This is a genomic window from Pseudomonas sp. HN2, from assembly GCF_020736465.1.
Taxonomy (GTDB): Bacteria; Pseudomonadota; Gammaproteobacteria; order Pseudomonadales; family Pseudomonadaceae; genus Aquipseudomonas; species Aquipseudomonas moraviensis_A.
The window spans coordinates 2,655,178-2,677,271 of sequence record NZ_CP085885.1; the positions used below are offsets into that span (position 1 = coordinate 2,655,178).

General features: G+C 63.7%; 10 protein-coding genes. 4 read left to right on the plus strand and 6 right to left on the minus strand.

What is annotated here, in order from left to right; all coding sequences use genetic code 11:
• Positions 1–164: 164 nt before the first annotated feature.
• Both LIS66_RS11715 and LIS66_RS11720 read left to right on the plus strand, forming a co-directional pair.
• Positions 165–737 (plus strand): hypothetical protein, encoded by a 573-nt coding sequence (locus tag LIS66_RS11715; protein WP_042610257.1) that lies wholly within the window; start codon positions 165–167, stop codon positions 735–737.
• Between the two features lie 261 nt (positions 738–998).
• The gene (locus LIS66_RS11720; RefSeq protein ID WP_227974507.1) at positions 999–1,268 is read left to right on the plus strand and encodes a hypothetical protein; all 270 of its coding nucleotides are present in this window, start codon (positions 999–1,001) and stop codon (positions 1,266–1,268) included.
• A gap of 173 nt (positions 1,269–1,441) precedes the next feature.
• Here LIS66_RS11720 and LIS66_RS11725 read toward each other — a convergent pair whose 3' ends face one another.
• A complete protein-coding gene (locus tag LIS66_RS11725; RefSeq protein ID WP_227974329.1) occupies positions 1,442–2,458 on the minus strand; it encodes an NAD(P)-dependent oxidoreductase in 1,017 nt (338 codons plus the stop codon).
• 103 nt (positions 2,459–2,561) lie between these two features.
• The gene (locus tag LIS66_RS11730; RefSeq protein ID WP_227974330.1) at positions 2,562–3,503 is read right to left on the minus strand and encodes a LysR family transcriptional regulator; all 942 of its coding nucleotides are present in this window, start codon (positions 3,501–3,503) and stop codon (positions 2,562–2,564) included.
• Between the two features lie 121 nt (positions 3,504–3,624).
• On the opposite strand from LIS66_RS11730, the gene LIS66_RS11735 reads away from it, so the two are divergent.
• Both LIS66_RS11735 and LIS66_RS11740 read left to right on the plus strand, forming a co-directional pair.
• A complete protein-coding gene (locus LIS66_RS11735) occupies positions 3,625–4,377 on the plus strand; it encodes an SDR family NAD(P)-dependent oxidoreductase (protein WP_227974331.1) in 753 nt (250 codons plus the stop codon).
• Positions 4,378–4,596: 219 nt separating this feature from the next.
• Complete coding sequence (locus LIS66_RS11740; RefSeq protein ID WP_227974332.1) at positions 4,597–5,193, plus strand: serine protease; 597 nt, start codon at positions 4,597–4,599, stop codon at positions 5,191–5,193.
• Here the strand turns inward: LIS66_RS11740 and LIS66_RS11745 are convergent, their stop codons facing one another.
• From LIS66_RS11745 to LIS66_RS11760, 4 genes are read right to left on the minus strand one after another with little or no spacing between them, the layout of a single operon-like run.
• Positions 5,194–6,381 (minus strand): HlyD family type I secretion periplasmic adaptor subunit, encoded by a 1,188-nt coding sequence (locus tag LIS66_RS11745; protein WP_416220757.1) that lies wholly within the window; start codon positions 6,379–6,381, stop codon positions 5,194–5,196.
• 5 nt (positions 6,382–6,386) lie between these two features.
• Complete coding sequence (locus LIS66_RS11750; protein ID WP_227974333.1) at positions 6,387–8,549, minus strand: type I secretion system permease/ATPase; 2,163 nt, start codon at positions 8,547–8,549, stop codon at positions 6,387–6,389.
• The gene (locus LIS66_RS11755; RefSeq protein WP_227974334.1) at positions 8,546–9,982 is read right to left on the minus strand and encodes a TolC family outer membrane protein; all 1,437 of its coding nucleotides are present in this window, start codon (positions 9,980–9,982) and stop codon (positions 8,546–8,548) included. The genes LIS66_RS11750 and LIS66_RS11755 overlap by 4 nt, the downstream gene beginning before the upstream one ends.
• A gap of 46 nt (positions 9,983–10,028) precedes the next feature.
• A complete protein-coding gene (locus tag LIS66_RS11760; RefSeq protein ID WP_227974335.1) occupies positions 10,029–21,752 on the minus strand; it encodes a BapA/Bap/LapF family large adhesin in 11,724 nt (3,907 codons plus the stop codon).
• Positions 21,753–22,094: the final 342 nt, after the last annotated feature.

Here is a 22,094-nt window from a genome sequence, read left to right on the forward strand (position 1 = left end):
TACAGGCATAAGAGGCTCGTCACGCGGCGGGTCTTTTTTTTTGGCACAAGAACAGCGCCGCAGAGGCTCTGTGACGGTTTGAGTGATATCATCCCGATATCACTCTTCACCGGAAACGGCCGCTGTTGACGAAGCAGCCGTAGGTATCTCAACAAGGAAGAACAATGCGTTCGTCGCTATTCAATTCACCACTCAAGTTATCTGCGGTTCTGCTGGCAGCCATTTTCACCACCGCCTGCTCCAACTATCACTACAAGGATTACCAGGGTGAATGGGCGCCGGAATCGATGACGCCTTATGATCTTTCCAATAACGCTCCCGACGCCGCGCTTGTGTACTTCGCGACCACTCAATTTCGCGCTATCGGCGTGCCCTTTCACCGACTGCTGCTGGCCACGCAAGTGGATGACCAACCGTTGCCGGGCGCCGGGCGTGCGTCAATTCTCGACGTCTCCGGTAAGCAGGCGCTACGCCTTACGCCCGGAAAGCACTCATTGGGCTGGTGCTGGGTATCGATGAACGGGCTAGGTACCGGCGGCGCAAAATGCGGCTTCGGTGCACGCGATGTCGAATTGCGCGCCGGCCAGCGCTATGTGGTGGACTTCTCCACCAGCACCGCTATCAGCGGACCTCGCGGACGCGAGGTATCAACCATCAGCATCGAATCCGAGATTCGCAACCTGGACACCCAGCAAGTCATTTATCCCACCGCACTGGCTCAACAGGTGAAGGAATGACTGGCAGACCCGCGAGCAGGGTTTGTGGCAGCGTCAAGCTCCTGCCGAGCTGATGCGCGATTTCTTTCGCCGAAACCAGGACGAAGAACAGGATGCGCCTTTTAGTGCAAGGCGCTTCCACATCGCCAACACCTTTTGAACTTTCAACCTGCGATTGTCGACGTTTGAGAAAAATTGAACGGCATTCCACCAGCCCCGCCTAATACTGAGCCTGTGGGCAATTCCGCAGGCAGTGCGCTAATGTCAGCACTACTCCGAGAGGTGGTTAACGTGGCTAAAGATGACAAGAAGAGCAAAGGTGAGACTTCGAAAGCCAGTAAAGAATTGAAAGACAAAAAGTCGTCATCGGCGAAGAAATCGGATGCGGCTTCGACGCTATCGAAGTCCTCCGACAAGAAAGAAAAGCCCTCTGACAAGAAAGAAAAGAAAAAAGACGCCAAACCCAAGGATTTCGCCAAGAAAGCTGACAGCAAACCGGAGAAGGCAAAGAAATCAGAGAAGGCCGACAAGCCAGCGAAAAAGAAGAAGTGACATTTGCCAGGGCTCTGCGCCCTGCCTTGAGCTCAAGGCAGGGCTACGCTCAGGTTGGTCGCAAGCTCTGACTCTGTGCAGACGCAGGAAAGTAAAATTGAAGCTTCGGTTGCTCGCCAGCGACCCTGTCTTCTGTCTTTTTTAGTAGCGACCAGCCTGGTCGCTACGATTTTTTATCCAGTCACTTCTCCGTCCAGCTCTATCAGCTCACCACCGTCCTTTTCCAGCCGCTGCAAAAACACCTGCGCGTCCAGCAACTGATACGGAAAATACAACCCCGGCCTCACAGGCGCTTGCCCATCCAGCCCAACCAGTCGCTCCAGCAGCATGGCCACGCTGAGCCCGGTCAATGCCGCCGCACCTGCGCGGTGAACCACGGCGTGCCGTGTGCGCAACGCAGATCCCTTGTTATCCGTGCCTTCTATTTCGATCAATATCTCTGTCGACATCGGCTGGCCCTGACGCCGGGTCGAGCTGACGCCGCTGGCGAGGTTGAACTCGACATTCGGCGCGTCGGTGGCGGCGGCCAGGCCGGTGACGTCGATGGAGGAAAAACCGGCGCCTTCCAGAGTGGTACCGTCGACGGCGCGGAAGCTGACCTTGGCGTCGTCGCCTTCGCGCCAGATGAACTCGCCGTCACGGCGGGTCAGCGCGGCCGGCAGCATTTTGTTCAGGTGTTCGAAATCGACCGCCACGGTCGGGCCGCCGCCATCCTGTTCGTCGACCAGTGCGTGGATGCGGATGTCGTGCACACGGGCGAAGGCCTTGGCGAGGTGCAGGGTCGCTACCGTGGTCGCGCCGACCATCCATTCGTAGCCGAGAACGATCGGCGCCGCGTCGGGCGTGTGAATGAAACTGGCGATTTGCGGAGCGATTTCGAATACGCCGGAAGAAATGCTCAGGTGCGGCACCTTGCGCTTTTGCGCAAAACGCAGCCCGGCGAGGGCGTGGTCCATGTAGAAAAGGGCGAGGGCGCTGACCGGGCGATCACCCAGTCCCAGATCTTCTGCGCGAGCATCGATGACCACACCCTGGGCATTGCCGATTTGCTCGGCGGTTTGCTCAGCCTTGGCGAGGTCGCGCCCGCCGATCAGCAAGGGTATGTCGGGATGCGCCGCGCGCAATGCGCGGGCCGTCTGGTGGCCGATGGCGCCGGAACCGCCCATGAACAGAATGGGATGAAGTGGCATGGATCCTCCTCATTTTTTCCTGGATTGAAACGTGCTTTGGCTAGACACCCTAGCACGCACTTTCCGGATTGCCCGTGCGGTTGTCCGGCGCACCGACGAACGTTCATTTGAGCAAATGCGCAGCGTGCGCCTGATCACAGCGCCACACCGGCTCCGACAGATACTCGGCAAAGAAGTCGGACAGCGCGCGGATCTTCGCTGGCCGACTGCGTGCAGACGGCGTCACGAAATACAGCCCACCGCGAGTCATGTGCCACTCCGGCAGCAACACTTCCAGCCGCCCATCGGCCAGGTATTCGCTGGCGATGAATTCCGGCAATTCGGCAATCGCCAATCCCTCGAGCAACACCGGCAGCAGCGCATCGGAATTGGTCACGCGCAACGGGCCTTTCGGCACGACATCTTCCTCGATGCCGCTGTGATGGGTGAAGCGCCAGACTTGCGTGCGCGCGCGGTATGCGTAACTCAGGCACGAACGCGTCGCCAGATCACGCGGGTGCATGGGGCGTCCGTGAGCTTCCAGGTAGCCGGGAGACGCCACCAGCAACTGACTCACGGCGCATAGCCGACGCGCGACCAGCGATGAGTCGGGCAGGGCGGCGATACGCAATGCGGCGTCGAAGCCCTCGGCGATCAGGTCGACCGAGGCGTCGTGCAAATGCAGGTCGACGAACAGCTCCGGATAGCGGCGCAGCAACTCAGGCAACAACGGCGCGACCCAGCGCAAACCGAATGACATGGGCACGGCGAGGCGGACTTGTCCACGCGGCTGCACCGAAAGGTCTTGGGCTTCACTCTCGACTTCCTCGGCCTGCCGGTAAATGTCCCCGGCTTTGGCTGCCATGCTCGAACCGAATTCAGTCAGCGCCAATTGCCGCGAGGTGCGGTTGAACAGGCGACCGCCCAGGCGTTCTTCGAGCCGCGACACCGCTCGCGACACCGTGGGTATCGAGACGCCCATGACCCGCGCGGCGGAGGCGAACGAACCTTCCTCCGCAACTTTGGCGAACATCGCCAGACCTTCAAAATCAGGCAGTTTGCTCATTTCAATTCTGCAACGATGAGTTTCAGACAATTCTATTTTGAAAGGTCGGTAGCGTCGATAAGCTTTTCCCCAGCTCGAAACCAAACCCCGATCAGCTTTAATCACGTTCTGGAGAAGACTCATGACTGGCAAACTTCAAGGCAAAATCGCTCTCGTTACCGGCGGCACCACCGGCATTGGCCTGGCCACGGCCAAGCGCTTCGCTGAGGAAGGCGCTTACGTTTACATCACTGGCCGTCGCCAGGCCGAACTCGACGCCGCGGTTGCGCTGGTCGGCAACGCCAAAGGCGTGCAGGTTGACTCGACGAACCTCGAACAGCTTGATGCGCTGTATCAGCAAATTGCTGCCGAGAAGGGCCATCTCGACGTGCTTTTCGCCAACGCCGGCGGTGGCTCGATGCTGCCGCTGGGCGAAATCACTGAGGCGCACTACGACGACACCTTCGATCGCAACGTCAAGGGCGTGCTGTTCACTGTGCAGAAAGCCTTGCCGCTGTTGGCCAAAGGCGCTTCGGTGATTCTCACCGGTTCCACGGCGGGCAGTTCCGGCACGGCGGCGTTCAGCGTGTATTCCGCGTCGAAGGCTGCGGTGAGGGCTTTTGTGCGCAGCTGGATTCTGGATCTGAAAGACCGCAACGTGCGCATCAACACGCTCAGCCCGGGCGCTACCAAAACTCCGGGTCTGGTGGAGCTGGCCGGTCCGGACGCCGAACAGCAGCAAGGTCTGCTCGATTACATGGCGTCGCAGATCCCAATGGGGCGTGTTGGCGAGCCGGCAGAAATCGCTGCTGCCGCGGTGTTCCTCGCCTCGGACGACGCTAGCTTCGTCAACGGTATCGAGCTGTTTGTCGACGGTGGTCAGGCACAAATCTGACGCGCAAGGGGACGATGGCAATCATCGTCCCAACCTCGCTACTTGGATCCAATCATTGACTGACTATATCGCTCGCCGACAAGCGGTAGGCTCAGACTATTGCTGAAGTGATGGCGCAATGACATATTGCAGCACCTTCCCTCACTTCAAGATGTACCGAAAATGCGCCCCCTCAAGTCACTTGTTGCAGCGTCGATGCTGCTCAGCGGGTGCAATGGAATGCCAGTCGCTTTTGTTCAGGATCCTGTTTTAGACCAAGCCTTTGTCGTTCACTCCGGCGCGCCTTTGCCTTACGTGCTGATGGGTTCGGCTGTGCAATGGAATGAAGATTACGCGGTGACGGTGAAGCACATTCCCTACTTGTCGGGCACGGTTTTCCAGGGGCAGGCAGACGTGCAGTTCTTCCGCCACAAGGCCAATAGCGTGCCGGGATGGCGCGGCTACAAGCCGGGCGAAGAGCTGACCTCGGTGGGGTTCAATTCGCTGTACATGTCGGTCAAGGGCACCGGTCAGGCTCTGCCGGCGATGGTTCGCCTCGACGTCAAAGAGGGCAACGTGCTTTACGGCACTCACAATGGCGCACTGGCCAAAGGCATGTCCGGCGGGCCGGTATTTTCCGCCGATGGCAAGGTGGTCGGCATCAACGTGGCGTTTTTGACCCGCGATGACGTCAGTCGACTCAAGCGCCCGGACCTGCTTGATCAACCGCGCGTGAGCATTTTCCTGCCGTACGCGGAGATCAATCGCGAGTGGGCGCGTTATCAGGCGAGTATTACCCCGACGGCGCCGTCGGCGACCAAACTGGCGAGTCGCTGATCAACGTTCGCGCAACGCTTCGCGGGCGCGGTTGAGCGGTTTGATCAGGTAGTCCAGCACGGTTTTTTCGCCGGTACGAATGTCGACCGTAGCGATCATCCCGGGCACGATGGCGAAGCGTTTACCGGCCTTGTTACGCAGTTCATCCGACGACGTGCGGATGAACACGCGGTAGTAAAAAATCTCCGGCTTGGCTTCGTCCTGAATCGTGTCCGGCGAGATCGTTACCACTTCGCCGTCGAGGCTGCCATAGATCGAATAGTCGTAGGCGGTGATTTTGACTTTCGCCGCCTGACCCGGATGAATGAAGGCGATGTCGCGCGGCGAGATGCGCGTCTCGATCAGCAGTTGCTCATCCAGCGGCACGATCTGCATGACCTGGCCGTTGGGCGCGATCACCCCGCCAATGGTGCTGACTTCGATGTCCTTGACGATACCGCGCACCGGCGAACGCAGGGTCAGGCGCGACAGCGAATCGGTACGACCACGGATCACCGCCTCGAGCATCTGCGCTTCGGCGTTGGCTTTGGCCAGGTCTTCGCGGGCGCGGACCATGTAATCGGAACGGGCTTCGGTGGCCTTCAATTCCAGCTCCGAGCGCTGACGGGTCAGGCGTAGCACTTCGACCCGGCTCGAGGCACCGATCTTCGCCAGGTTTTCAGTGATCGCCAGTTCGCTGCGCACCAGTTTCAGCGAGCTCTGGATACCGTCGAGGGTTTCCGCCAGACCTTTGCGACGGGTCTGGTAGAGCTCGGTTTCGGCGCGGATCAACTCGGGAAACTCCTGCAGCGAGGCGTCAAAGGCCAGCGGTTTTTCGCTGACCTCGGCCTGCAAGCGGTTAACGCTCGCCAGCGCCGCGCGGTACTTGGCCGCGCTTTCGCCGACGTTGGACTGGTTCTTCACCGGGTCCAGTTGCGCGAGAATCTGGCCGCGCTCGACCAACGCGCCTTCAGTAACGTTGAGCTGCTCGAGAATGCCGCCCTCCATCGACTGAATCACTTGCTCGCGCGAGCTCGGCACCACTTTGCCGGTGCCGGTCGAGACCTCGACGATCTCAAACCACGCCGCCCACGCGACGAAGCAGGCGAGCATCAGCGCGCAACCCCAGATCACCTTTGCACCACCGGCCAAGGCACGCTCATCGCGGCCGTCGAGATAGGACATCGGGTCCGGTACGTCGGTCATCATCGGTTTCATACCGCCACTCCTTTGCCCGGTGCGCGCAGCCGCGCGAGTGCCGCGTCGCGATGGTCGTCAATGACGATGCGCCCGTTGTCGAGAACGATGATCCGCTCGACCAGTTGCAACACGCTGACCCGGTGCGTGGCGACCACCAGCGTTCGGCCCTGAGTCCAGGTCGCGAGTTTTTCCAGCAGCAGTCGCTCGGTGACGTCATCCAGCGCCGCGGTCGGTTCGTCGAGCAACAGCACTTGTGGCTGACGGATCAACAAGCGCGACAGCAGCAAGCTCTGACGCTGGCCGCCAGACAATCCCAGCCCGCCTTCAAGTACCAGGTGATCCATGCCTTTGGGCAGTTGGCGAACGAAATCCAGCGCACCCGTGACGGTCAGCGCGGCGATGATCTCCTGATCGCTGGCCTGACCGGCGCCGAGGGTGATGTTGTCGCGCAGGGTGCCGTGAAACAGCCGCGCCTGTTGCGACAACAAGCCCACGTCGCGGCGCAGGTCAGCCGGGTCGAGATGCGCCAGGGCGATGCCGTCCAGGGTGGTTTCGCCGCTGCTCAGATCCATGGCGCCGCCCAGTGCCTGGAGCAAGGTCGACTTGCCGGCGCCGTTGCGGCCGAGCAGGGCGATGCGCTCGCCGGGGCGAATGCTCAGGTCGATGCTGTTGAGCGCCGGGGACGATTCCTCGCTGTAGCGGAAACTGGCCTGACGCAAGCGGTAGTCGCCGCGAATCGCCGGCAAGTGCACGCGCTGGCTGCCTTCGGGATGATCCACCGGCATCTGCATGATCCGGTTCAGGCCTTCGAGCGCGACCTTGGCCTGCTGCCAGCGGGTGAGCACGTGGGTCAGTTGCGCCATCGGCCCCATCATCCGCGACGACAGGATCGACGCCGCGACCAGACTGCCGGTGGTCAGGTCACCGGCAATCACCATCGGCGCGCCGAACACAATGACCACCGCAAACACGCCGCCCTGCACATTCTGCGTCCAGGCCACGAGGCTGTTGGTCAGGGTGCGCAAACGCAGACTGCTGTCCGCCGAGGCAGCGTTGTATTGATTCCACTGTTGCTGGAAACGTTGCTCGGCCTGCAGTGCCTTGATGTCGTCGAGGCCTTGAATGCTTTCCACCAGCATGGCGTTGCGCAGCGCGGCTTCGCGCATCGAGGCATTGGCCAGTCGGGCCAGACGCGGTTGCGCGATGATCCCGGGCAGCAACATGAACACCAGCGCCACCAGCGGGATCAGCACCAGCGGCCCGCCGATCAAATAGAACACCAGCAGGAACAGCAGGAAAAACGGCATGTCCGCCAGCGCCGTGGCGGTGCTGGAGGTGATCAGATCGCGAATCTGTTCCAGCTCGCGCAGTTGCGAGATGAACGAGCCAGTGGATTTCGGCCGCGCCGAATTGCGCAGGCGCAAGGCATGGCCGAACACCAGATCGGAGACGCGCAAATCGGCGCGCTTGCCCAGCACATCGGTGATGCGCAGACGCAGGATGCGCATGACGAAATCGAACAGCAGCGCCAGCATTACCCCACCGAACAGCACGTACAGGGTCGGCAGCGATTCGGCCGGAATCACCCGGTCGTACACCTGCATGGAAAACAGCACTCCGGCCATCCCCAGCAGATTCGCCACCAGCGAGGCGATCATCACTTGGCTGTAGGGGCGCAGGTCGGTGAGGACGATGCGCCGGAACCAGTGTTCGTCGTACGGCTTGATGTAGTCGTTGGTGCGCACGTCCGCCACCGGTTGCGTCGGGCGCAAAATCACCGTGCGCAGGGCCTGCTCGGCGAGAGCGGCGGCGTCCATGCGGCTCTGCAAACCCTGATCGCCGCTGAAGCAGATGCCCAGCTCGCCGGTCTCGCCAATGCTTTCAAGCACGCCGACCTGACCATCGCGCAGTTGCACCACCAGCGGCGTGCGCCAGCGGCTCAGGCTCTTGTTGTCGAACACCGCGAACTTGACGCTGAGTCCGGCCTGACGCGCCATGTGCCGAACCACTTCTTCGACGCGGCCTTCGCTGTGCACAGAAGCCAGGCGCACGCTTTCCGGGGAGACATCGAGGCGATAGTGGCGGGCGACCTTGAGCACCGCTTCCAGCCACGATGAATAATCCTCGCGAGCCTCGGCAGCGGCGGGTTCAGCAATAGTGATGCTGGCATCGGTCATGGCAGGATCTCGACATTCTGGATGGCGCTGTGGTCGATGCCGAAGACCCGGCGAATCGCACCGCTGTTGTAGAAGCAGTCGATCTGCAGACGTTGCAGATCGGCTTGGGTGTTGACCAGATCAAAGCGCGACTGGTGGATTTCCTGCTCGGCGTTGAGCAAGTCCAGCAGCGGCCGGGTGCCCAGCTCGAGGTATTGGCGGCCGTACAACATGCGCGCTTCGGTGATGCTGGTCTGGCGAAATTCCAGCGAGCGCAGCCGCCGGTTCAGGCCCGAGGTCTGCGCCTGGGCTTCAGCCAGACCCTGGCGCGCTTGCAGGCGCGCGAAGTCTTCGGCCGAGTCCGCTGCGGTCAGCGCATGCCCGGCGGCGCGGCTGCGCGCGCTGATCGCACCGCCCTGATAGATCGGCACTTCGAGGTTGAGAAAGATCCCGACCTGGGTGCGATCAGCGCGGGAGTTCTGATCATCGTAGTGGTCGTCCAGGTATTGATTGACCGACGGCTGCAACGACAGGGTCGGGTAGGCTTCGGCCTTGGCCTGGGCCAGTTCGGCCTGGGCCTGGGTGCGTTGCGCAGCGGCCTGGAGGACGGCGGGCAGGGTGTCGGAGATTTGCGAAACGTCACAGGCTTGGCTCAGCGTCGGCGTAGCAGCGTCACTCACCGCTGGCGGCGTGCGCCGTCCGAGCAGGCTGGTGAGGGTGGCTTGCCAGCGTGCGTATTGCGCCTTGAATTCCTGCAACGTCGCCGTCGCGCCTTCGGCCCGGGACTGCGCCTGAACCATATCGGAGCGGGTGCTGGCGCCCATGTCGCTGCGCTGTTTGGCCAGGTCGACGATGCCGCCAATACCTTGAATCTGTTCGCGCGCAACCTCGAGCAGATGCTGATAGCGCTGCACTTCGATGTAGGCCTTGGCGGTGTCGCGGGCAATGTCATCGATCGCCAGCAGAATCCCGGCCTGACTGCGTGCCACCCGGGCGCGGGCGGCGTCGACCGAACTGGATACCTTGCCGAAGTCATACAACATCTGCTTGAGGGATATGTTCACCGACTGGCTGCCGGCATCGCTGCCGTAACCGCTGGTGTAGCCACCCTTGATGCCGCCGGTGACCTGCGGGTAATAGCCGGATTCGGCGACGTTGACCCCTTCGCCTTGCTGGAACAGCGTGCCGATGGCCTCGCCGATCCGTGGGTGCCAGTCCACGGCCAGCCTGACCGCTTGTTCCAGCCCCAGAGCGTCCGCATCGGCGGAGGCCCTGGAAGCAGGGGCAGGGCGCTGACGACTGTCATTGCCTGCCGGTTGTTGCAGTTGCGACGGGCTGATGCTGCGCAAGCTGCTGTCGAAATTGTCGTCGGCGCGAACGCCGACGGTGAAAGCGGGGTAGAGGCCGATGGTCAACAGGACCACCGGCCATTTCTGGCGAAAAACTGACTCCACAGACTTCCCTTACTGTTGAGAGACGGACGGTGCTGATGCCTTTGTTTCAAACCACTTGAATGCCGTTCTGCACCCACAAGTGGTGGCTCGGATCCTCCTGCGCCGTGTATTGAACATAGTCGATGCCGTCGGCTTGCTGCGTGCCATCGGCGACCCAGCCATCGGTCATGTGCACGCTGTCCTTTTCGTCACCTTTGATCAGCAGGGTGTTGTTATCCGAGGACGTGATCGCCAGCAGGTCGCTGAGGTTCAGCGTCAGGGCAACCGCACTGGAATGGTTGAGGTCGAGGATCTCGACGTTGTGGATCTTGCTCTGCAGATCGCCGAGGTTGATCGACACGTCGCCACCGGCCCAGAGCAGGGTGTCGGTGCCGCTGCCGCCATCGACCGAAGCGAACTGCTGGTCGGCGATGATCAGCGTGTCGTCGCCCCCTCCACCTTGCAGGGTGACGGCGCCGCCGTGGGAGCCGTCGAGAGTGTCGTTGCCCTCGGTGCCCTGGATCAGCTCGCTGCCAGCGGCGTGGGCCAGACCCAGGTCATCGCTGGCTAGCGCCGAGAACGCGGTACTGGCGAAAGCGCCGGCCTTGTTCAGGTCGATGGTCAGCGTCGCGGTATCGACCGTGCCGTTCGGGTGGGTGAGCTGATAGGTGAAGGTGTCTTCCTGACCGATCACCGCATCGGTCAGCCCAGCCTTGAGTGTGTAGGTGTAGTTGCCGTTGGCCTGCACCAGCAGGGTGCCGTAGTTGCCGACCAGCGAGACGCCGTTGTAACCCGGCGCCACGTAATTACCGGCGACCAGTACGCTGAGCAAGGTGTACACCGAGCCCAACACATCGGCACCGCCGCCTGCGGTGTCGGTGAGCAGATTGCCTGACACCGGCGTGTAGCTGCCGACCACGAACTGGTTGTTGTAGGTCGCCACGTTGATCAGGCTGGTGTTGACGCTGGTCAGCAGTCCGAGGCCGCCGACCGCCACCCGCACCTGATAGCTGCCGGCGGTCTGGTCGTCGAACTTGATCCCGTAGTTGCCACCGCCGAGGTTGAGCAGGGCGTTGCCGCCGTAGCTCTTGACCAGCACATATTGGTTGGTCGCGGTGTTGAGTTTGTACAGGCCCACCGTCATCGAACCGAGCAGTGCCAACAGGTTGCTCGAGTTGACCACCACGGTCAGGTCACTGACGGTATCGGCCGCGACCACGGTGTTGTAGTTGCCGCTGCCGCCGCCCAGCAGCACATTGAACGTGCCGAGCGCGGAGTTGGTGGTGACTTCGCGGTTGACCAGAGTGACGTCGGTCGAGGCGATGTCCGGCGTCGCATCCACCACCAGTGCCGGGCTGCCAAGGTTGGCGTCATTCCACACTTCGGTGGCTTGCGGGCTGTCGATGCGCACATACAGATTGGCGGTGTCGCTCAAGCCGTTCGGGTGCACCAGTTGATAATTGAACACATCGACTTTGCCGACGCTGCCCACACTGCCGTTCGGTTTGTAGCTGTAGTTGCCGTTGGCGTCGATCGTCAGCGTGCCGTACAGCCCTTGCACGGTGGTGCCGGCACCGGCGCTGACCCAGGCGCCGTTCTTGAAGATCTGCAATTGCGCGCCGTTGTCCGGACCGGTCTGATCGACCGTGCCATCGACCCCGACGTTGGTGATGACGTTGCCGGTCACCGCCGGCCCGGCAATGCCGTTGAACTGGGTCAGACTGCTGACGTCCAGTTGCAGCTGGGTATTGACCGTGGTCAACACGCCGATGCCGGTGCTCGACACGGTCAGTCGATAATCGCCTGACAGCAGATTACCGATGTCGACCCGCACACCCTGGCCGGCCAAGGCAATCAGATCGAGCAGGCCACTGCTGCCGTTGACATCCAGGGTGACCCAGTTGCCGCTGGCATCCTTCACTTGCAGGGTATAGACCACGCCATCGATCAGCGAAATCAGGCTGCTGGTAGTCAGCGTCAGGGTCGGATCAAGACGCGTACCGCCGGCGACGGTGAAGGTGAAGGTTTTCGAGAACCCGGCCAGCAGGGTGGTGAACGAATCGTTGAAGGTCTGCGACGCGGTGACCGGGGCCAGCGTGACAGTGCCGACGGCGAGGTTATCGCTGGCGACCACTGGCGCGTTGACGTCGACATCGGGCGCGGTGACGTTGGCGGCCACCGAAACGTTGCCACGTGCGTCGCTGAGATTGACGGTGAGTTTTTCGCCGTTGATCTGCGCACTGTTCAGGGTGACGGTGAACACCCCGAGGTTGTTGACCGTGCCGGTGCCCAGAACGGTGCCGGTGGCCGACTTGATGGTCACCGTGGCGCCGGCCTCACCGGTACCGGTGACGGTCAGGCCGTCGGCACCGACCAGCAGCGCCGTGGCCGCCGCCGGAGGCGTGAGGTCCGGTGCCGTTGCGGTTGCCGCTGCCGATACGTTGCCGCTCGGATCCGCCTGGGTGACGCTGAGTACCTGACTATTGATCTGCGCCGACGCCAGCACCACCGAGAAGCTGCCATTGGCGGCGACGGTCGCGGTGCCGAGTACCACACCGCCGACGCCACGCACGCTGATCGTCGAGCCGGGCACGCCGACACCGGTAAGCAAGGTGCCGCTGCCGTTGACGCTGACGCCGGTCGGTGCGCCGGGGGCGGTGACGTCCGGTGCTGTCACGCTGGCGTTGGGCGAAAGATTACCGGCCGGGTCGACCAGGCGCACGGTCAACAATTGCCCGTCCAGTTGCGCGGTGTTCAGGTTGAAGCTGAACGTGCCGCCACTGCCCACGGTGGTGGTGCCAAGCAGCGCGCCGCCCGGGCCGTAGACGTTGACCGTTGCACCGGCTTCACCGGTACCGCTCAAGGTCAGACCGTTGGCAGCGAGCGTCAGACCGCTGGCCGCGACTGGCGCCTGCACATCCGCTGCCGTCAGGTTGAATACCGGCGACAGGTTGCCGGCTGGGTCTGCCTGCTGAACGTTCAGCTGCTGGCCGTTCAGTTGGGCGCTGGACAGTTGCACGGTGAACGTGCCGCCGGCATTGACCACGGCGGTACCGAGCACGGTGCCCGCCGCATTGGTCACGCTGACTGTGGCGCCGGCTTCACCGGTGCCGCTGACGGCCAGGCCGGTACCGTTCAGGGTGACATTGCTCAGCGGTGCCGGCGCTGTCGTATCGGCGACGCTGAGGTTGGTCGCTGGCGAGACGTTGCCCGCCGCATCACTCTGCGTGACGCTCAGTTGTTGGCCATTGAGTTGTGCGGAGGACAAGGTCACCGAGAAAGTGCCATTGCCCGCTACTGTCGCAGTGCCCAGCACCGCGCCGCCGACACCGCGCACGGTGACGGTGGCGCCGGCTTCACCGAGCCCGCCGAGCACCAGACCGGCGCCGCTGAGCACCAGCGCCGTCGGAGCCGCCGGAGGGGTGATGTCTGGCGCGGTTACGTTAAGGCCGGGCGAAGTGTTGCTGGACGCATCGGTCTGAGTCGCATTGAGCACCTGACCGTTGACCTGCGGCGCATTGAGCTGCGCGCTGAAGGTGCCGTTGGCGCCCACCGTCGCATTGCCCAGCACCACGCCGCCGGCGCCGGTGATGGTCACAGTTGCGCCGACTTCGCCGCGACCGGTGACCAGTGTGCCGCTGGCGTTCACCGCCAGATCGCTGAGTGGCGCCGGCGCCGAGGTGTCCCCCGCGGTGATTTCAGTCGGCAGCGACGCGCCGCCCAGTGCGGTGTTGGCGGTGACTTCCAGGCTCTGGCCGTTGGTTTGCGCCGGCGTGAGCACTACGCTGAAGGTGCCATCCGCGCCAGTGAGGCCAGTGCCGATCAGACTGTTGTCAGGCCCATAGACATTGATGGTGGTGCCGATCGCCGCCGTACCGGTCAGCGTCACGCCGTCGGCTGTCAGCACAAGATTGTCCGGCGCATCGGGTGCTGGAACCGCCGGAACGGTCAGGATGGCGTCTGCCGAGACGTTGGTTGCGACGTCGGTCTGATTCACCGTCAGCACCCGGCCGGCGGTGATGCCTGGATCCAGATCGATCAGGAAAGTACCGTTGGCCGCCACTGTGCCAGTGCCGACCACGTTACCCAGCGCGTCGGTCACTTCGACCGTCGCGCCGGCTTCGCCACGACCGGCGAGTTGGGTCAGATCGCCGCTGATGGTCAGACCGGTGACGGCATCCGGTGCGGTGGTGTCAGCCGCCGGGTAGAGCAGCACCGGCGATACGTTTTGCGCCTCATCCGTTGCGATCACCGACAACAACTGACCGTTGGCCTGGGGCGGATTCAGGGTGATTGTGTAGGTGCCGTTGCCCAGCGCCACCGCCGTGCCGAGCACGGTGCCGTTGGCAGACAACACGGTGACGGTGCTGCCGGCTTCGGCGGTCCCGGCGAGCAAGGTGCCGGCGCCGGTCAGCGAAGTGACTGTTGGCGCGATCGGTGCGGTGCTGTCCGGCGAGTCGACCAATACCGGCTCGGACAGGTTGTTTTGCGCGTCGGCCTGCACGACGGACAGTGCGCGGCCATCGATCTGCGCGGCGGACAGGGTGACGCTGAAACTGCCGTCTGCGCCCACCGTCGCGGTGCCGAGCACCACGGTGCCGTCGCGCACGGTGACGGTTGCCCCAGGCTCGCCGGTACCGGTTACGGTCAAGCCATCCGGACTGACGTTGAGGTCGGCGACTTCCAGCGGATCTGTGGTGTCGCCTGCCTGCACGGGTGCTGATGGCGAAGTGTTCGACGCCAGATCGGTCTGGTTGACGCTCAGCAGCTCACCGTTCACCTGCGGCGGATTGAGGGTCACGCTGAACGAGCCATTGCCGGCCACGGTTGCCGAGCCCAGCACGGTGCCAGTCGCGCTGAGCACGCGTACGGTGGCGCCGGCTTCACCGGTGCCGGTCAGCGTCACGCCGTCGGCAGTGAGCACCAGGCCGGTGGGCGCGGCCGGCACGGTGACGTCCGGTGCAGTGACGGGGACGATTGGCGAGGGATTGCCCGCCGCATCGCGCTGGATCTCCGACAGGGCTTCGCCGTTGAGCAGCGGTTGATCGAGGGTGACGCTGAAACTGCCGTCGGCCTGCACGGTGCCAGTGCCGACGATGGTGCCCAGTGCGTTGGTGACGACCACTTGCGAGCCCGCCGCACCGGAACCGGTGATCAGGCTGCCGCTGGCGTCGATATCGACGTCGGTCAATGCGGCAGGAGGCGTGCTGTCAGGTGCCGTCAGGGTGCCGGCAGGCGAGGCATTGCCGACCGCATCCGCCAACACCACGAACAGCGCCTGGCCATTGGTTTGCGCCGGGGTCACGCTGATCTGGAAGCGTCCATCGCTGCCGACGGTGCCGGTACCCAGTTCGGTGCCGTCCGCCGCTGTCACCCGCACAGTGGCGCCGACTTCGCCGGTACCGGTGAGCGTGTCGCCATCGGCATTCAGCTGCAGCTCGGCCGGGGTCGCCGGCGGGGTCAGGTCCGGCGCGACGACGGTCACCGGCGCGCTGACGTTACCGGGTGGATCGGCCTGCTGCACGCTGAGAATCTGTTCGTTGATCTGCGGCGGATTGAGGGTGACGCTGAAGGTGCCGTCGCCGAGTACCACGCTGGTGCCGAGCAAGGTGCCGTTGGCGTCGCGCACGGTCACCGTCGCGCCCGGTTCGCCAGTGCCGATGACCAGCGCACCCGACGAGTTGATGTCGACGTTGGCGAGCGGATCGGGCGGAGTGAAGTCCGGTGTGGTCAGGTTCACGGCAGGCGAGTCGTTGCCGGCCGCGTCGGCCTGGACCACGGTGATCACTTCGGCGTTGGTCAGCGCCGGGGTCAGGGTCAGAGTGAAGGTGCCGGTCGGGCTGACCACGGCGGTGCCGAGCACGTTGCCGTCACTGTCGATGACTCGAACCTGCGCGCCCGGTTCGCCGCGCCCGGTCAGGCTTGCACCATCGCCGCCGATGGTCAGTTGCGTGACAGCCGCTGGCGCTGTGCTGTCGACTGAGGTGAACGGTGTGGCCGCCGAAGTGTTGCCCGCCGCATCCGTCAGCGATACGGTCAGTGCCTGACCGTTGGCTTGCGGTGTGGTCAGGGTGATCGCAAACGTGCCATCGATGCTCACGGTGCCGGTACCGACCAGCGTACCGGCGGCGTTGTACACATTGACCGTGGTGCCGGCCTCGCCGGTACCTGACAGCAGCGCGCCGTCAGCGCTTGCCACCAGCGCCGCTGGCGGATTGGGCGCGATCAGGTCCGGGGCGATCAGATTTACGCTGTTGGACTCGTTGCCGGCGGCGTCGGCCTGGCTCAGGCTCAGGGTCTGGCCTGCGGTTTGCGCCGGGCTGAGGGTGACGCTGAACGTGCCATTGGCCGCGACTACGGCGCTGCCGAGAACAACCCCGCCGGTGCCGAGCACCGTCACGGTTGCACCAGCTTCACCGCGACCGGTCAACGCAGTGCCGTTGGCTGCCAGACTCAGTTCGCTCAGCGGGGCTGGCGCAGCAATATCGGCAGCGGTGTAGTCGGTCGGGGACGAATTGACGCCGGTGCTCGACGTCGCTACGGCAGACAGCTGTTCGCCGTTCAGTTGTGCGGCATTCAGCGTGACGCTGAAGGTGCCATTCGCCGCCACCAGCGCGGTGCCGAGCAACACGCCCGAGGCATTGCGGATGCTCACGGTGCTGCCAGCGGTGGCCGAGCCGGTCAGGGTCAGCCCGTCAGCGCTGAGGGCCAGATTGGTCGGTGCGCTTTCCGCCAGATTACCCGGCGCGGTGACCGGGCTGGCCGGCCCGGTGTTGCCAGCGGCGTCGATCTGCACCACGGAAAGAGTCGAACCGGCCACGGCTGCTGGAGACAGGGTGACGCTGAAATTGCCGTTGCTGCCAACAGTGGCGGTGCCCAACAAAGCACCGCCGGCGTCACGCACTTCTACGCTGGCGCCGATTTCGCCGATGCCGGTGAGCGTTGCACCGTTGGCGCTGACTGCCAGATCGCTGGCCGCCAACGGGGCGCTGCTGTCGGCAGCGTTGACAATGGCCGGCGCCGACGGATTTCCCGCCGCGTCGGTGGCCGTCACGTTCAGCGCCTGGCCATTGGTCTGCGGGCTGTTCAGCGTTATTTGAAAGGTGCCGTTTGCAGCGGCCGTGGTGGTGCCGAGAAGATTGCCCTGGCTGTCGCGCACGGTCACCGTGCTGCCGGCCTCGGCATTACCGGCCAGTTGCACGCCAGCCGCGTTCAGGGTCAGCGCGCTCGGAATCGCCGGTGCAGTCAAATCCACCGAGATGACTTCAACCGCCGTGGACACGTTGCCCGGCGGATCCTCTTGGGTGACGGTCAGCACTTCGGCATTCAGTTGTGGCGCGTTGAGGGTGACGGTAAACGCGCCGCCGCTGCCGACTTGGGCGGTACCGAGCAAGGTACCGTCAGCGCTGCGCACAGACACGGTGGCGCCGGGTTCGCCGTGGCCGGTGACGGTGACGCCATCGGCATTCACGGCGACTTGGGTCAGTGCCGCCGGTGGACTGATGTCCGGCGCATTGACGCTGGTCGACGGCGAGACATTGCCGGCAGGGTCGGTCTGGCTGATCGCCAACGCCTCGCCATTGGTCGGTGCTGGCGCCAGGGTCACGCTGAACGAGCCATCCGCGCCGACCACGGCGCTGCCCAGCAGGGTGCCGTCGGCGGTGGTGACATTCACCGTCGCACCGGCTTCACCAGTGCCGCTGAGGGTACTGCCATCGGCGCTGATCAACGGGTTCTGCACGGCGGCCGGTGGGGTGCCGTCGACGGTAATCACGCCGGTGGACGGCGAGGTGTTGCCGTTGGCGTCGGTCAAGGTGACCTGCAGGGTTTCGCCCGTGTTCTGCGCATTGGGCAGGGTGACCTGGAAATTGCCGCTCTGATCGACCAGACCAGTCGCCAGGACATTGCCGGCGGCATCGCGCACGGTCACGGTGCTGCCGGCTTCGCCTTGGCCTTTGACCACGGTGCCGACGTCATTGATGCTGACACCGGTAGCGGCGGCGGGCGGTTGCAGATCCGTAGCGATGATGCTGGCCGGTTGCGACAGGTTGCCGGCGGCATCGCTCTGGACTGCCGTGAGCGCCTGGCCATTGAGCTGCGCCGGGGTCAGCGTCAGGCTGAAGGTGCCATTGCTGGCGACCAGTGCAGTACCGAGCACGGTGCCTGCCGGGTCGGTGACGGTGACCGTTGCGCCGGCCTCGCCGCGACCGGTCAGCGCCGTGCCGTTGGCATTCAGCACCAGATTGGTCACCGCGTCCGGCGGAGTGCCATCGGCAGCGGTGACGGTGCCAGGCACCGACACATCACCGTCGGGGCTGGTGGCGGTGACTTGCAGGACTTGCGCATTGATCTGCTTGACGCTGAGCAGCAGGGTGAAGCGCCCGAAGCTGTTGATCAGGCCGGTGCCCAGGACATCGCCATTGCTGTTGGTCACGGTCACTGTGCTGCCAGGCGTGCCCGCGCCGGTCAGGGTGAAACCGTCGGCACTCAACGCCAGATCGCTCGGCGTGGCGACTTGAGTGCCATCGGGACCTGCCAGCGGCACCGCCGGCGAGTCGTTGCCGCCGCCGTCAGTGCTGATCACTTCCAGAGCGCTGCCAGTGCCTGCCGCTGGATCCAGTGTGACGACGAAGCGGCCATCGGCACCTGCCGTCGCGGTGCCCAGGACGCTACCGCCGGCAATGCTCACGGTGACGGTGGTGCCGGGCTCTGCGAGACCGGACACCTGTGTGCCGGCGGGATTGATCGCCAGATCACTCACCGCCGCCGGCGGCGTGCTGTCCGGTGCGCTGACGCTACCTGGCAGCGAACTGTTGGTGCCGTCCGACACCACCACCTGCAAGGCTTCGCCATTGGTCTGGGCGGTATCCAGATTGACCGTGAATGCGCCCGTGCCGTCAGCGGTCGCGGTACCGATGACGTTGCCGTCGGCATCCAGCACCTGCACGGTGTTATTCGGCTGCGTAGTGCCAGTGACCGTGGCGCCTGCCGGGTCGATGACCAGCCCGGTCGGTGCGGGCGGCGCGGTGATGTCGGGAGCCGTGACCGGAGTGACCGGCGAGGGCAGGGCGCTCGCATCGGTCTGGATGACGCTCAATACCTGCCCGTCGAGCTGGGCTGGGCTCAGGTTGACGGTAAAACTGCCGTCGCTGGCAACTACCGTGGTGCCAAGCACCGAGCCATCCGGCGCGCTGACCGTGACGGTGCTGCCGGCCTGTCCGGTCCCGCTCAATGTCACGCCGTTGCTGCTGAGCACGACGTTGTCAGGCGCGAGCGGCGCCGTGGTATCCGCTGCCGTCAACGGCGTGTTGGGAGAAACGTTCACGCCGTCGGACTGGCTTACTTGCAGCTGCTGACCATCGATCTGCGGGCTGTTCAGTGTCACGGAAAACGCGCCGGTACCGTCGACGATCGCCGTGCCCAGCGTGTTGCCGGCCGCGTCCTTCACCGTCACGGTGGCGCCGGGCTCGCCTGTACCGCTGAGCTCAGTGCCGGTGGCGTCCAGCGCCAGATCCGATGGCGCGGCGGGGGCCTGAATGTCGGGCGCTTCAACCGGTACCGCCGGAGAGCCTGTGGGCGAGCCATCGGTCTGCACGACGCTGAGGTTCTGACCATTGGTTTGTGGCGAGGACAGCGTGACTTCGAAGCGTCCGTTGCTGCCGACCACCGCCGTTCCCAATACCACCCCGCCCGCATCGGTGACGGTAACGGTGGCGCCGGCCTGACCTGCGCCGGAGACCACTGCGCCGTTCGCCGAAATGCTCACATCAGACACCGCAACCGGGATCGTCAGGTCGGGTGCGGTCACGTTGACCGGCACAGACGGATTGCCACTGGCGTCGGTTTGAATCACTTGCAGTTGTTGCGCGTCGGTCTGCGCGGTCGAGAGGTTGACTGTGAAATTGCCATCGGTACCGACCGTGCCGGTGCCAATGATGTTGCCCGCCGGATCGCGCACGGTGATCGAAGCACCGATTTCACCTTTGCCGGTCAGCGTCTGTCCCTGACCATCGAGAGTGAGGTCGGACACCGCCGCCGGGCCCTGGGTGTCCGGCGTCTCATAATTCAACGGCGGGGAGGTATTGCCGGCGCTGTCGCTTGCACTGATCTGCAACGTATCGCCATTGTTCTGTGGCGTGCTCAGTTGCACGGTAAACGTGCCGTCCGCTGCGACCACTGCCGAGCCGAGCAGATTGCCGTTGGCATCGCGGACAGTCACCGTCGATCCGGCCTGGCCGCGCCCGCTCAATCGGGTGCCGTCCACGTTCAATGCCAGATCGCTCGGTTGGGTCAGGCCATCAAGGTCGACGGCGATGATGGTAACGGCTGGCGAAGGATTGGCGGCGGCGTCGGTGAGCTGCACGATCAGTGTTTCACCGTCGATTTGCGCCGCGCTGAGCGGGACGCTGAACGAGCCGTCCGCTGCGACGAGCGCTGTGCCGAGCACCACCCCTTGCGCATTGGTGACGCTGACGGTGCTGCCGGGTTCGCCACGGCCAGTCACCGACAGCCCGTCATTGCTGACGGCCACCTCGGTTGCAGCGGCGGGACCCGTGATGTCCGGCGCATTCAAGGTGACTGTCGGCGATTGCGCACCGACGCTATTGATTGCCACGATACTGATGACTTCGCCATTGGCTTGCGCGCGGATCAGCGTGAGTATGAAAGTACCGTCAGCACCCACCGCCGCACGTCCGAGCAATTCGCCATTGGCGGCGCGGACCTCGATAGTGGTTCCCGCTCGGGCGGTGCCGGTCAGTTGGCTGCCGTCGCTGCTCAGGCCCAGATTGGCCGGCGTCTGTGGTTCGACGATTTCAGGTGCGCTGACCGTCGTGGCCGGCGACGCATTTCCGGCCGCATCGGTGGCACTCACGCTTAACGGCTGACCGCCGGTTTGCGCAGGGCTGAGCACAACGCTGAAGGTGCCGTCCGCTGCCACGACGGCGCTGCCGAGCAGGGTGCCATCGGCGCCGCGCACCTGAATGGTCGCGCCGGCTTCACCGGTCCCCCCTAGCCGCGCGCCATCGGCGCTCACACTCAGATTGGCTGGCGCCGTGGGCGCGGTCGTATCGGGTGCGGTAATCGTACCTGGCGTGGACACGTTACCCGCAGGGTCGGTCAGCGTAACGTCCAAGGGTTGTCCATTGTTCTGCGGCGTCCCCAGGTCGACCTGGAAACTGCCATCGGCGCCGACGGTTGCGGAGCCCAGAAGATTACCCGCCGCGTCGCGCACCTGAACGACACTGCCCGCTTCGCCAAAACCACTCAGCACTCGCCCGTCCGCGGACAAGGTCAGTCCGGTCGCAGCAGCAGGGGGCGTCGCGTCGCCAGCGTTATCACCGCCGCCACCACCACCGCCGCCGCCACCACCCGCAGCGGCCGCCGCACCACCCGCGCCCAACAGACCGAGCCCGGCAATCGCCCACGCGGGCGTTGCGCCGTCGACCACGCCGACGCCGGCGATCAGTTCGTCGAGCGAGTCAATTTCCTCGAAGGTGAATCCGTTGAACGGTTCGGCGCTGTAGCGCGCCTGCCACAGCGTCGCGTCGTCGCCTTGAAAAACAATGTCATTGGGTACGCCGTCAGGGCTGGTGACAAAGAAATTGGAGATTTTGATTTGCTCGCCAGACTTCAGATTGACGATCAAATCCTGACCGCTGCGACTGGTCGACGCCAGTTGGTCCGGACGCACCGGCATTTGTATAACTGACGGCTGACTGAGCTGAACATTGCCCCAGTTCTGGGCAGTGAGCTGAGAATTGGCTTTGTCGGCAATGACGATGTTGTCCATTACTACTCCCTGTAAATGGTGGGCGGACGTCCACGGATGGTTTTAAAACCATAGATAGGGAGTTTGAAATGAGGCTGCCTGATTTTTGGCGAGTGCGGTGATTGGCATTTTGCCAACTTTTATCTGTTTGAAATCAATGGATATTCAGAAAGTTACCGTTTGTCGGGACGTTGGATCCAACCGATTTTTGGATGCAACAAAATGTGTCGTCTTTTACGTTTACAGAATAGGTCGCAGAAAAATGACGACGTGAAGAGTGACGGATAATGGCTAACCAATATCGAAATGCCGACTTCCGATGACGACCTGCGCAGTCACCCATCTGCGAAGGTATTAATCAAT

Excerpts from the sequence above, each read along its gene's own strand:
- LIS66_RS11715 (WP_042610257.1), top strand. The coding sequence starts at position 165 with ATGCGTTCGTCGCTATTCAATTCACCACTCAAGTTATCTGCGGTTCTG.
- LIS66_RS11725 (WP_227974329.1), bottom strand. The coding sequence starts at position 2,458 with ATGCCACTTCATCCCATTCTGTTCATGGGCGGTTCCGGCGCCATCGGC.
- LIS66_RS11730 (WP_227974330.1), bottom strand. The coding sequence starts at position 3,503 with ATGAGCAAACTGCCTGATTTTGAAGGTCTGGCGATGTTCGCCAAAGTT.
- LIS66_RS11735 (WP_227974331.1), top strand. The coding sequence starts at position 3,625 with ATGACTGGCAAACTTCAAGGCAAAATCGCTCTCGTTACCGGCGGCACC.
- LIS66_RS11740 (WP_227974332.1), top strand. The coding sequence starts at position 4,597 with ATGCCAGTCGCTTTTGTTCAGGATCCTGTTTTAGACCAAGCCTTTGTC.
- LIS66_RS11745 (WP_416220757.1), bottom strand. The coding sequence starts at position 6,381 with ATGATGACCGACGTACCGGACCCGATGTCCTATCTCGACGGCCGCGAT.
- LIS66_RS11750 (WP_227974333.1), bottom strand. The coding sequence starts at position 8,549 with ATGACCGATGCCAGCATCACTATTGCTGAACCCGCCGCTGCCGAGGCT.
- LIS66_RS11760 (WP_227974335.1), bottom strand. The coding sequence starts at position 21,752 with ATGGACAACATCGTCATTGCCGACAAAGCCAATTCTCAGCTCACTGCC.